Raw genomic sequence first — 11,961 nt, forward strand, 5'->3', positions numbered from 1 at the left:
TAAAATACCTTTAATTACATATTTCAATCTTATGTACGCTTGGACATTTGAGCCCTTGTGAAACCACTCCATTGCTTTTAATTGGGTAAAAAGAAACTTTACTTGTCTCTTTGTATTCTTCAATATTACCTAATAACTCATCAACTCTAAAATGAAAATCACCGCGTTCCGACGTTATAAAACCAAATTTCTTACCCTTATCAAGTTTACGAATAACACCGACCATACACTCTGTACAATCTAGGGTAGACTGCTTAATCATTGAAATAAAACAACGATCGTGGCCTTCTTCTATTATTTCAAACAAACCACACTTACTTTTTATGAGAGCTTTTAAACTGTTTACACCGTAATTTCTATAATCAAAAGATGAATCCAACGTTTTTAGTGTACTTCCTAAATCTCCTAAGTAAACAGGCTCATTACTTTGTGCACAGCGTATGTAAGAATTTACAAGTAGAGAGTTTACGTCATTATAAACCTTTGAAACCGCAGGTTCTGTTAAGTTTTTAGTAAAAACAAAGTTATGGCATGCCTTAATAAAACGCTCTGGGGTACTTTCATTCCCTACTGCCATAACATGCAACCCCTTTTCTCTTATACGTTGCGCTAAGCTATAAAACCCACCATCGCTAGATACTATACATACCCCATTTATCCGTTGATTATTATTAATTAATTCAATAGCATCCATAACGAGTGCGTGATCAGCTGAATCTTTCCCATACTGAAACTGCTGCTTTGGACTAGAAGCGGTTTTGTGTAAAATTTGTTGCCAGTTACCATGGCGTACAGAAGTCCAATCAGCGTAAACCCATTTGATTGCCACTGTGCCATACTTTTCAACCTCTTCAAGTAAAGACGCGTAGTCAGTATAAGATGCGTTCTCACCATCAACTAAAACTGCAAAAGTAAAATTCATTTTTATCCCTTTAATACATATAACGAGCTGCTCTCAAGCAGCTCTTTATCAATTACTTACAAGCTCCTGGCACACGACATGCACATGAGGTGGGAGCATGACAGGCATGATCTTCACAACGAGCCATTTGTACAGATTCGTTTGAATACAACTCAGCTGTAGGGAATGGACCAAAGTGCGTCTCATATGCCGCTACTGTTTCGTCGAATGAGCTTTGTAATTTTGATTGGTCTTTGTCTCCATAAATTCCGAAATAAGGATAGTGATGAAGGTAAAAGCCAAATAATGCTTCACAATCATTTGTATAACTATTTGTATCTAAAATATGTTCATGCCAAAACTTATCGACTAACTTGCTAGGAACAAGTGATAGTTTTGGGTACCACTTTTTCAGCGATAAAAATTTTCGATATTCAATTTCTGCAAAATCACACAACTCATTTTCCCATGTTGCCTCGGCTGATTGCGTTAATTTCCACTTTAACTTATCAAAATTTAATGCAGATACATTTGGGTCAACCTGAGGATCTGTGTTTAAAACACCTTGAAAAGGTTTAGAGCATTTTGCTTGTATTAACTGTTCCATTACTTATCACCTCTATTTTTATTCAATTGATTACCACTATTACTATGGACCTTGGCGTACTGTTTATTCACACCATCAGTACTTTTATTCGCATTTCCTTGATTTGCTTGGTTATTAGCTGGGCTTATTTTTTTGGTCATTTTCTGCTCCTAAATTAAACTTTATGTGAATAACGTTATTCACCTTCGTTTTAGGTAAGACTCAAGGTTTTTACGAGCAATAAATGCTTGTGGGTGAAAGACCCCATTTGAAAATATAAAAATCAAGCGGTAATGACCCAACTTAAAACGTATCAGATTGGGAGAAATAGTGAGCTTTTTACCGCCAATATCTCTATAGCTACGCCCTAACAAAAGATGCTTATATATTTTGTTAGCCTCGGCCGCATAACGGGCAGATTGATAGGGAGGAAGGGTTTTAAGTATACGTTTGATTGATTTCATTATTAAACTCCATTTGTTAACTAGGTTTAATAATGAACTTGTGCGGAGCACTACAAAGGATTAGTTTAAAATATTTTGAAGATACTCCCAAGCTTCTTTATTTTCATTAATAGCAGCATCCACATTAGTGATTAACACCTTAACTAATGAAAGTCTAAGTAAACGTTTATCAGATATTTCTTGGAGTGTATCTTTTGCCTCAATATACTTTTTTGACTTAAAATTTTTATCTGACTTAATATAAATTTCTATAAACTTTTGCCAGTTAATATCTCTATCATAAAGTACAGCAAGAGGTGATAAATCGGTATCGTTGTTTTTCATACTTTGAAATGGAGAAGGAAGCTTATCTGTGAACAGATCAAAACCATCATCTAACAGCTTATTTTTTATACTGTCGAAAGAGCGCTGCGACACCCCAAAAAATAACATTTCAGTACTAAGCTCTTTTTTTGACAGTGTATTTAATAGTTTGAATTCACGCTTATCTTTTTTAAAACGCGTAGAATAATACTCGTGGAAAACCTTTTTAGCTCCAGCTGTGCCGAGCAACGTGTATAAACATAGTGCATTATATATAGACGCCTTTCGCCCCCGAATAACTCTATGCTCTACACGACTAAATTGTATCGTTTTTTGTGAAATAATCATTGCTTTACGATATTCAAGCACACCGCGGTTTGAAACATGCGAATCTTCTGAATCTTTGTGCCCTTTTGTAAAAATATTATTTAATGCGTCATGCAGCTCTTTGTGTAGCGTATTAGACGGCGCTAAGTTGATATATAACTTAGCAATTGAGGGGATCGTTTCAGTTTCAATTTCAATTGTTTTTACCACTCTAATACACCTGCTTACATAAAATATCTCTTAATTCAGAGCGCTCGTAATACTCATCCTTGGCACCAAAAACAAGGGTATTTACGGCTTCAATGCCTTTTTTACAACTGTAATAACGTTTTGTGCGATAGCGACCACTATCTATAGTTAACTCTCTATCATAGCGAGTATAAACTGCATTAATAGCCCCAAAGCAGACTCCCATTTTAATTGCTTCAACTTTCGATAAACTAAAAATGCCTAATAAGCTTTGCTTGTCTTCTATAACTTCTGAGCATGCACTTGATATATGGAAGACTTTTTTAGCTTTAACTAATTCGGCTCCAGCACATTCACCAAGTTCTATAAATTGTTTTTTATTAAATAGTACAAGATCTTTATCTTCAACCTTTGAGTATTCCTTACAACTATAGGGCAAATCACTCTTCGCAAAGCTAGGCTGCGAAAATAAAATGAACACTAACATTAAAACAACAAAGTATTTCATTGCTTAAGCTCCTTGCGGCAAAAGCTAAAGGAATGCCAAATAATTGATATTAATATAATAGCATTAATTATTAAAAATACTTCGTACTGAGCGCTCTGCCCAAATAACTCAATCGCACTAAATAAGTTAGCCCCTTGAGTTGCGCCAATAAAAGCTGCACATAAAAGTAAAAAAAGTAAATAGTAAAGGGTTAAAATAACAGTCTTAAACAATGAATTAGATGCCATAGCAAACCAATAGCGTTTGACTGGGTAAGCTTTTAGCTTTTTTTTCAATGTATTTAAGTTAAATAAAACCAAACCTACTAATAGCGTTTTCACCAAACGCTCAAATGGTGTTATATCTCTATAAGTTCCTACATCTATAATGAGTTCATTATTCAATGGAAGATAAAGATAGGAAATAAACATCAATGAACATATTAAAAAACTTACTATATGTAGCAAATGATTAAATATACCAATAGGTTGGTCCCTAAAAATGAACACGTTTTTAGGATTAATGAACTTCCAGCTTTTTCGCTTTTTATTTAGATATAGTGATTCATCTTTTGTAAGAGAAGATAATTGGCTTTTATCCGTATGCTGGGTATAGTTTGGTGTTTCGTTAAAAGTAGTGTTAGCTGAATAATCTGAGTTTATGGTAGTTGACTGCACCTACTTTCCTTGTAAATAGTTTTTGCTAATTATGCCGATATATCTCCAAAACACAACCACTTGCATCTTCTAATCTGGTTTTAAAGAATACATAATAACTTAGTTACTTTTACAAACTTTTCTCCATCAGAAGGATAGAGGTATTCCAGCACACCTAAATTATAATTAAAGAGAGGCTCATTAATAATTTTCATGTCTATGCATGTTCCGATTCTGCAAGCTCCTTAGCGTAACTTAAAGCCCTAAGAAGTACTAAGTTACCCTGCACACCTGTAAAGGGGATAAGATCCGCACACCTCTTTGTGATTATATTGGTTTAATTCTTACGAGCTATCTACTCGTTACCCCATCAAGCTGCACGTCACAACATTGCGTTTTACTTCCACGTTAGTATGGGCTTAACACGTAGCAGCGAGCTTACCTCGCGTTTTATATTAAATTTTTTCGCTGCATAAAGCCGCTGCTACTCATTAATTGCACCACCGAGGACACAGAGGCGCTTCGCGCTACACAGAAGAAACCCAAGTATTAGTTTGTCACTTCGACCGTTATTTTTCTTCACTTCTCTGTGGTTAATTTCGCTTGTAGACATCGAGCCTGCTCACGTTAGAAGCGCAGCGTCTCATTACTTAATAAATTAACACCGTAAAAGCCCTGCTTTTAACACTCGATATAGGCGCGAAGTTTAATCACGCTCTTTTTTAAAGCTTCTTTTACCGCTTTAGCCATGACTATCAAATGGCCTTTTTTTAAAAATAAGCTCTGCTGTAAATTAATTATCATTAATCAATTTCAGGCTTGGATATAATAGGAGCTATCTCTGCAGCCGCTTTCAAATTTGTTGTTAATAAAAGCGTTGGAGATATTTGACTAAAAAATATATGCGATTTATTATGGTGTCGTACCCATTAAAGTAAAAGGAATTACCATGGCGATAGATATAGTTATTTGTTTTGATCCAATTACAAAAAAAGCAGTTCAATGCAAAACAGACGAAAAAGACGTTTTCTCCAACGACAACAGCCATATAAAAAATGAAGTAATAACTTCTGGTACACCATATATCTGGCGCAAAAAATATTCTCAACTCACAGATAACCCTACCTCAGAACAAAAAAATATACTCAGACAATTCTCGCTACTACCAGCTCAATCAAGAAGAAATATTGCAGGTATGTTACGTGATTTTGGGAGTGAAACCTTGCTTGCAATTTCTGACTTTCAAGCTCAAGTGATACCATTTTTAGAAAGTAACACACATACTATTGTTGGTTCAGGTGCCACATCAATAGAAGCTCGCAGTTCAAAATTTGTTGATTTAGCGATTAAATATGAAGCATCTTTAAAAGACATTCGAGCCGCACATAAATCAGGTATACCTAAATACCACATGGTCGCTTTAGAGCAAAAAGCGCTTGCTATATTTAAAGAGCTGCAAGTTAAATATCAAGCTGAATTACAACGTTTTATGAATACTAACCGTGCAAGTCGAAGAGGTACAGTTTGGTCTAACCCTGACCGTGGTGTTCATATAGCCAAAAGTGCCAGACATTCAACTAAACTTGATATAAGTAGTACTGCTGAATTAAACAAAATTAAACGGCTCGAAAATAATGCTCGTTGGCTAGGTTATGGGATGATTGCCTTAGATAGTGTTTTTCGAGGCATTTCTGTTTATAGTGATTACAAAAATGGCGGCAACCTACAAAGAAGTATATCAACCGAACTAGCTAGTTTTGGGGCGGCTACTGCAACTGGTGTTTATGTTGGAACGGTTACAACAACAGCTTTAAGTTCTTTACTTATGTTAACTCCATATGGGTGGGTCATTGCGTTAGGTGTAGGACTATATGTCGGTTTTGCAGCGAGTAATGAAATGAGCAAATTTATGAAACAAACCTCTGAAAACATATACGACAGAAAACCTATATTTGAAGGGGTATTTTAGATGCCCGCAGCTCATTTTGCTGGGTATTCTCTCATCGTATTTATGATAGGTACCTTTGCCTCTGGCATATTGTTTTCAAGAATTTCGGTAAAACATATTAATAAAAATATGGAAAAGGATGGTGTACTTCCCCCAAGTTGGGATAAAGGTATTGGCGCTAGTGTTTCATTTTATGTATTTGCAATGTTTTTTGAACGCTCCCGCATACCAACTCCGATGTTTGATGGGCGTTTTGTAGCCAAATATGCACGTCCTGTTGATAAAACAATAGGCATGATCCACTTAATTTCAGTTACAGGGATGATGCTGTGTCTGTGTATTGTTTCTTATTTTTCAAAGTAGACACGTATTCGGCTACACTTTCATGACCCAAAAAAGTGTAGCTTTTACATTGCTTTACTTTCATGCAGTGATCGCTGAATCACTTGATAGCAAATAGCACGTTGCTGTTCTTGGCTTAAGCTAATATGTCGCATTGAAAGAATCGTTTTAACTAATTGTTTATGAGAAACGATAGGAAATTCTGGCCTTTGCTTTAGCTCTACAAACCAACCAGGAAAGCATAAAATTGGCAAAACTTGGGTAGTAAAGCCCGTTGCCTCTTGCAGCCATTTATTCACCCAATTAGCCTGATTTTGGGCTTGCTCTAACGGCTTACTTTCAAACCAAGAGGGAAACGCTAAACGATTTTTCTCAAATTTAACTTTGTAATTTGTATCATCTTTTATTCGCTTGTACCTGCCCTTTGTTTCAATAGCAAAAATACCATTTGGCCCTACCACTAGGTGATCAATATTAAACCCATCAGCTTGTATATCATGAAACACTTGGTACCCATGTGACTGTAACTCTATAAGCTCCGATGCAACGGCAAGCTCCGCATCTCGTCCAAGTTTAAGCTTTATCAAAAGGTTTGATTTAACCCACAGCTTTCTTGCTACATAAACTAAACCCAAAGCAATTAAAATAACCAAAAAGTAATTTAACTCGCCGCTGGCAAATACTTCAGCAATCCCTTTAATGGCAAAAGGCATTGTAACGATCAACGCAGATAAAAAGATAAGCCCTATTACATCAACAATCTTGTCATTTACTTGTTCACTAAGTGTTTGCGCAGCAACACGTTTGAGTTTTTTTCGCTCAACAGGTAGTTTGGCATTTTTTTGATGAAGCCATATTTTGAGAAACAAAACGCCTAATAAGGAATAAACACTACCTACAATAACTAAAAGGCTTAAACCTTGGTTTAATAAATCATCCATGGGGAGTTCCTATAATCACAATGTTTACGTTATACCTTAAAAACAGGTACATGTCGTATAATTCAAACTCCGTACAATCTATTCAACAAATTTCACCAAAACACCTGTAGACGTCGAGCTTGCTCACGTTAGAAGCGTAGCTTCTCATTACTTAATAAATTAACACCATAAAAGCCCTGCTTTTATAACGCCAACAAGTTGCGCGTCTACAGGTTATATCAAAGTGTTCTGTTAAAACTCGACGTAGGCGTACAGCTTGCTCGCGCGAAAAACGGAGCTTTTTAATTGTATTTACTTATATCGCGTTGGCGATGGCAACCAAGGAGAAGTAGAAGCCGACTTCTCTTTGGAATCTCTCGGCGCCCCGAGGATCACACTATATCCTCAATTTAAATTAATGATATGAACGTAAACGCGATGAAACACGTCCGTGTGTAAGCATCACTTAACGCGCATTGCCTAAAGGGATTTAGGTACTTGGAATTTGTCGGGAACAAAATTCCGCCATGCGCTGCTATTACTCATCATTAATTCAATTTCGGATGTGATCACGGGAAATTGTCTTGGCAGCGCCAGGTTAATCTACCCCCTACTAAACATTTTGAGTTTCATTCTTCAAATTAATCTCAACTGGCTCAGGAAAAAGTAACTCTAAATTTCTTTTATCTATTTTAAATAGCGGCCCCTTTTCTGTAACACGACCAGTTTTACCGGAGCGTTTTATCAAATGATCCATTGTAATAACACCTGAACAGATCAATGGTATGAGCTGACTCAAAACAGGTGCTTTAGTATGAACTATTTTTTCTAGTTGAAAAAATTCCTCTCCACCTTCTTTGAAGCTTTTAGCTTGCACCCAAAAAGTCTCTGAGTGCTTTTCAGTTAGCCTTTTTTTCAATAACTTAGCAGGCCAAACAGCGACTAATTCTTCATTTCGATACCATTCTTCAAGCTGATCCTTTTGCTTGTTGAATATAAAATGCAGTCCTTGAGTATTTTGGCGTTGAGTGCTGACTGTGCAGTACAATTTAAAATCATCTTCTCTTTCATAGCCGTATCTATCTAAAATTTTTGCACTAGAGCCTTTAGTAAAATCAACTTCCTTGCAACCACAAGGACTTAAATTCCAATCAGCAACTTGGGCAAATAAAGTTGTTCGGTTTTTACCACCTCTACCAGACTTTATTTCAATACCATGATAATCAGGATCTTTTGATGAATTTGCATCTATACCAAGTAAAGCCTCTAATGTGTAACCTATTGCTGTATCACCACTTCGCTGTGCTTTAAATGGTTGTTTAGCTAATTCTTTTATTTTATCAAGTAACTCTGCTGAATAAGAGAATTCCTTATTTATATAACTTTTTATTAATTTATATATTTGGCTATAAGGGTTTTGTAATTCATTCTCTAAATTAACTTGACTAAGATTAATAAGATGCGGGGCTCCCTGATAAATAATAATAGCAATTTGATCACCTGCAGTGGCAAACTTTGGTAATTGCCTATACCACATCCTTGGATCACCCTGCTTAGTTTTAGGGCGGTAAAAACTTCCTAGAATTTCTTTTATTTCATTCTGATTAACTAAGTAGCTAACTTCTTTTCTTATAACGCCTTGTTCTTGTTCGAAGTAATAATGAAATTCCTCTAACTCAAAATGATCTCTTACTGATTGAGTTGCATCCAGAATAGATTTATTCAAACCTGTTTGCGTAGGCTCAAAAAGAGAAAACTCAACACCTAACTTGGTCAAAGCAACGGTATTACTTCTCAACAATAATTTTTGGTCTAGTTGTAAATCACTGGCCCTTTCTTGATCATAAACCTCATAATCCTTATCTGACATTTCAACTTCATTGTATTCAACAAAATTTGTTGAAATGCTTGGTATGGGAATACCTTCTACCTCTTGCTTTTTTAACTCTTTTGAAACATCAGGCCAACTAGAATAGCCGTACTTACGAGCAACAATATTTAGTGCTTGGGCTTGATTTAAACTGTCATTGTTTTTCTTTAAAAGTTTTGCTTCTTGCTTAAGTCGTTTTTCATTTATCATTTTCGATGGTCCAAATATTTTGGAATTCATCGCAGCTAAAATAAATTTAAGTTAAATGGGTGATGCTAAACGCTTCTCCTATAATCAGGACGGCACTTCCCGCGCCAGAAATGTATGTAGTTAAAGTAATAAATTGATTTCAGTCCGAACACTGTAAATCTAGCTGCGAATTCACAACTTTATCTACAGAGAGGACACAAAGGGTCTTTACAGGAAGGAAGGCTACTCTCATAAGCCTTAAATTAACTTATTCTTTTCATACTCTTAAGTCAACAGATAAAATAATAAATTCTTACCTGGACTTTTAGAGGCGATTACCGTAAAATTCTGTGGTTTCCATTTATTACTTGGTGTGTTTTGAATCATATTGAATTGTTTGCAGGCTGTGGCGGCTTAACTTTAGGACTAGAAAGTGTCGGTTTTAATACCGTACTTGCTAATGAACTCTCTCCAATGGCGGCAGAAACTTTTGCTTATAATTTTTTTAAAGAAGATTTAGCACAATTAGCTGAAGATAACTTAATGCCAGCAAATACAATATGGCTAAACAGTAATTATAAAGACTTAAAACCTAGATTAAGGGAAAACCCTTTTCACTTCCCTGAGTTCGACAATAAAGATGGGTACTCTGATTTACCTAACGACTTAAATAATTTTCAAAATAAACTTGTAGTTGGCAGTATTGTTGAGCTTAATAAGCTATTAAAAGCAAACTCAGCATTATGCTATGAACTCCACAACTCATTCGGTAAAGGTGAGTTAGATCTAGTATCTGGCGGACCACCTTGCCAAAGTTTCAGTATGGCGGGTATGCGTAAAAAAGATTGTGATAAAAATACTCTACCTTGGGAATTTGCAACTTTTGTGTCACTCGTTCGCCCTAAAATTGCAATGCTAGAAAACGTTACAGGTATTTTACGCGCCTTTAAGGATGAAGACGGAAACAAATTTCATGCATGGCATGAAGTTGCAAAGGTATTTGCAACCAAAGGTTATATTCCGCTTTGCTTACATATTAATGCCAAATTTGCCGGTATAGCTCAAAACAGACCTCGCTTTATCATGATTGCAATACGTGATGACTATTTTGAAAAGCTTAAGAATTTAAATGAAACTGAAATAGAATTATTCAAACAATCAGTTTACTTTTTCAAAAAAACTAAGAAGAACATTAATAACGTAAAATTTAGTGATCTACCTTATTTCGACATAACAAAAGCAGAGCACATTAAGCTCTTTAAAGATAGCTTTCTCAGTTCCTTAATCGCTGATGATACCGCAACAGTAAAAGATGCACTTGATGATTTAAAGCTAACTAGTCCATCAAAAAAATCTACATATATTAATGAATTAAATACTCATTTTTCAGGTGTCCTAGGGGGTGCCACCGAGCTAAAAAATCATGCACTAAGGGCAAACAGTGATATTGTAAAAAGACGTTTTAGAATTTACCAAATATTGCAAGACATTGATAAAAAACAAGTAACAAAAGACGTATTTAATATTCTTAAAAATGGTATAGCGACCTTAAGTAATGAGAGCGCTGCTTTATTAATTAATAAAGAATTTTTAAATCATCAAAACAAATTGATTAAATTTAAAAATAAGTCTGATCTAATCCAATACCTATTAGAACATCCGACTAAAAAACAAACTCAAAAAGCATTAATTGCAGATTCTCCTGCACCTGCAGCGCTATCAATCCCAGACGACGCCTGTCATTACGATAAGTGCGAACTTCGCGTACTGACTGTAAGGGAAATGGCTCGAATACAATCATTCCCTGACCAATTTGAGTTTCGCTCAAAAATTACTACAGGTGGGCAAATGCGTAAGTTTGAAGTACCGCAATATACTCAAGTAGGTAATGCAGTTCCACCACTTTTAGGCTACAGATTAGGAGCGTGCTTAGCTAATTTAATTAAACGTAACTAGCAGCATCAATAATGAACTGTATTTTGGGATATTTGCCATTGAGTATTTTGATTTGTTAATCTTTGGCTCTGAATAAGTTCACAGTGAATATTATTATTCTTATCATATCCAATTACTATTACATCACCCTCTTGAGCCGCCTCCATTACAGGGGAGCTTTGAAAATATAACCTATATTCAGCAGAGCGATTTGGATTTCCTTCTCTAGCATCATACCAAGTTAGATCCGCTGAGTACGAATCGCTACTACCTCTAATTGAAAAAGTAGCTTTGGTAGTTAATTTAGCATAACCAAACATTTCTTTTAACGGAGCAACTCCTTGAAATTCATGCTGGTGCGAACGTGCTTCATCCGCTTCTACAGCTGTTAGTGTTTTTATACATGATTTACTAAATTTAATTGGCTGTATTGCCATTTATTCACCCCTTAAAGTTATAAGTTAGTTAAATTAACTTTCAGTTAAATTGCAGCTTCTTTGAATATAAGAACTCTGCATACTTATATTGATAAACACCCAATCTACCAACACACTCCAACTCCCCGTGATCACACCCGAAAGTTATAAGTTGATGAGTAATCACTTGCATGGATGCAAGTTAAGCCGTGACTTCGCCATGGATGGCGAATACACGGCGCTTACGTTCACATCAATTTTTAACTTGAGGAGACAGTGTGATCCTCGGGTGCGCAGTGGGATTCCAAAGGGTGGACGGCGGTATTCACCCTTTGGTTGCCATCGCCAACGCGATAAAACCTCGAATAGAGGTTATTAAATCCCTTAAATTCTCACGCAAAAACCTATTTTAAAAGCTACGCTTTTAA

General features: G+C 35.8%; 13 protein-coding genes. 3 read left to right on the forward strand and 10 right to left on the reverse strand.

The annotated features are described in order from the left end of the window. Nucleotides 1-10: 10 nt before the first annotated feature. Genes AN393_RS00070 through AN393_RS00095 form a run of 7 tightly spaced genes read right to left on the reverse strand, consistent with a single transcriptional unit; the run spans nucleotide 11 to nucleotide 3,934 of the window. On the reverse strand, nucleotides 11-922 hold the full coding sequence (locus AN393_RS00070) for an NYN domain-containing protein (protein ID WP_235576003.1): 912 nt from the start codon (nucleotides 920-922) through the stop codon (nucleotides 11-13). A 52-nt stretch (nucleotides 923-974) separates the two neighbouring features. Then, a complete protein-coding gene (locus tag AN393_RS00075; protein ID WP_055016986.1) occupies nucleotides 975-1,508 on the reverse strand; it encodes a hypothetical protein in 534 nt (177 codons plus the stop codon). Next, nucleotides 1,508-1,648: a hypothetical protein gene (locus AN393_RS20390; protein ID WP_162838355.1), complete on the reverse strand. Its 141-nt coding sequence runs from the start codon at nucleotides 1,646-1,648 to the stop codon at nucleotides 1,508-1,510. The genes AN393_RS00075 and AN393_RS20390 overlap by 1 nt, the downstream gene beginning before the upstream one ends. A gap of 39 nt (nucleotides 1,649-1,687) precedes the next feature. Then, a complete protein-coding gene (locus AN393_RS00080; protein ID WP_055016987.1) occupies nucleotides 1,688-1,951 on the reverse strand; it encodes a hypothetical protein in 264 nt (87 codons plus the stop codon). 60 nt (nucleotides 1,952-2,011) lie between these two features. Continuing rightward, entirely contained in the window at nucleotides 2,012-2,791 is a 780-nt protein-coding gene (locus AN393_RS00085) for a hypothetical protein (RefSeq protein WP_055016988.1), read from the reverse strand. A 1-nt stretch (nucleotide 2,792) separates the two neighbouring features. After that, nucleotides 2,793-3,278, reverse strand: coding sequence for a hypothetical protein (locus tag AN393_RS00090; protein ID WP_055016989.1), 486 nt, complete (start codon nucleotides 3,276-3,278; stop codon nucleotides 2,793-2,795). Then, nucleotides 3,275-3,934 carry a hypothetical protein gene (locus tag AN393_RS00095; protein WP_055016990.1) on the reverse strand — a complete coding sequence of 220 codons (660 nt, stop codon included), beginning with the start codon at nucleotides 3,932-3,934 and terminating at the stop codon, nucleotides 3,275-3,277. The genes AN393_RS00090 and AN393_RS00095 overlap by 4 nt, the downstream gene beginning before the upstream one ends. Nucleotides 3,935-4,862: 928 nt before the next feature. On the opposite strand from AN393_RS00095, the gene AN393_RS00100 reads away from it, so the two are divergent. Both AN393_RS00100 and AN393_RS00105 read left to right on the forward strand, forming a co-directional pair. Beyond that, entirely contained in the window at nucleotides 4,863-5,882 is a 1,020-nt protein-coding gene (locus tag AN393_RS00100; protein ID WP_055016991.1) for a hypothetical protein, read from the forward strand. Continuing rightward, nucleotides 5,883-6,224, forward strand: coding sequence for a hypothetical protein (locus AN393_RS00105; protein ID WP_055016992.1), 342 nt, complete (start codon nucleotides 5,883-5,885; stop codon nucleotides 6,222-6,224). Nucleotides 6,225-6,268: 44 nt separating this feature from the next. On the opposite strand, the gene AN393_RS00110 is transcribed toward AN393_RS00105, so the two are convergent. After that, on the reverse strand, nucleotides 6,269-7,144 hold the full coding sequence (locus AN393_RS00110; RefSeq protein ID WP_055016993.1) for a nuclease-related domain-containing protein: 876 nt from the start codon (nucleotides 7,142-7,144) through the stop codon (nucleotides 6,269-6,271). A gap of 592 nt (nucleotides 7,145-7,736) precedes the next feature. Continuing rightward, on the reverse strand, nucleotides 7,737-9,203 hold the full coding sequence (locus AN393_RS00115) for an MvaI/BcnI family restriction endonuclease (protein WP_055016994.1): 1,467 nt from the start codon (nucleotides 9,201-9,203) through the stop codon (nucleotides 7,737-7,739). Between the two features lie 357 nt (nucleotides 9,204-9,560). On the opposite strand from AN393_RS00115, the gene AN393_RS00120 reads away from it, so the two are divergent. Next, a complete protein-coding gene (locus AN393_RS00120) occupies nucleotides 9,561-11,138 on the forward strand; it encodes a DNA cytosine methyltransferase (RefSeq protein WP_055016995.1) in 1,578 nt (525 codons plus the stop codon). Between the two features lie 5 nt (nucleotides 11,139-11,143). Here the strand turns inward: AN393_RS00120 and AN393_RS00125 are convergent, their stop codons facing one another. Continuing rightward, the gene (locus AN393_RS00125) at nucleotides 11,144-11,554 is read right to left on the reverse strand and encodes a hypothetical protein (protein ID WP_055016996.1); all 411 of its coding nucleotides are present in this window, start codon (nucleotides 11,552-11,554) and stop codon (nucleotides 11,144-11,146) included. Nucleotides 11,555-11,961: the final 407 nt, after the last annotated feature.

This window comes from Pseudoalteromonas sp. P1-25 (genome assembly GCF_001401805.1).
Classification (GTDB): Bacteria; Pseudomonadota; Gammaproteobacteria; order Enterobacterales; family Alteromonadaceae; genus Pseudoalteromonas.

What these genes read in the sequence shown, in the direction of transcription:
- AN393_RS00070 (WP_235576003.1), bottom strand. Translation starts at nt 922, where the DNA reads ATGAATTTTACTTTTGCAGTTTTAGTTGATGGTGAGAACGCATCTTAT.
- AN393_RS00075 (WP_055016986.1), bottom strand. Translation starts at nt 1,508, where the DNA reads ATGGAACAGTTAATACAAGCAAAATGCTCTAAACCTTTTCAAGGTGTT.
- AN393_RS20390 (WP_162838355.1), bottom strand. Translation starts at nt 1,648, where the DNA reads ATGACCAAAAAAATAAGCCCAGCTAATAACCAAGCAAATCAAGGAAAT.
- AN393_RS00080 (WP_055016987.1), bottom strand. Translation starts at nt 1,951, where the DNA reads ATGAAATCAATCAAACGTATACTTAAAACCCTTCCTCCCTATCAATCT.
- AN393_RS00090 (WP_055016989.1), bottom strand. Translation starts at nt 3,278, where the DNA reads ATGAAATACTTTGTTGTTTTAATGTTAGTGTTCATTTTATTTTCGCAG.
- AN393_RS00100 (WP_055016991.1), top strand. Translation starts at nt 4,863, where the DNA reads ATGGCGATAGATATAGTTATTTGTTTTGATCCAATTACAAAAAAAGCA.
- AN393_RS00105 (WP_055016992.1), top strand. Translation starts at nt 5,883, where the DNA reads ATGCCCGCAGCTCATTTTGCTGGGTATTCTCTCATCGTATTTATGATA.
- AN393_RS00110 (WP_055016993.1), bottom strand. Translation starts at nt 7,144, where the DNA reads ATGGATGATTTATTAAACCAAGGTTTAAGCCTTTTAGTTATTGTAGGT.
- AN393_RS00115 (WP_055016994.1), bottom strand. Translation starts at nt 9,203, where the DNA reads ATGATAAATGAAAAACGACTTAAGCAAGAAGCAAAACTTTTAAAGAAA.
- AN393_RS00125 (WP_055016996.1), bottom strand. Translation starts at nt 11,554, where the DNA reads ATGGCAATACAGCCAATTAAATTTAGTAAATCATGTATAAAAACACTA.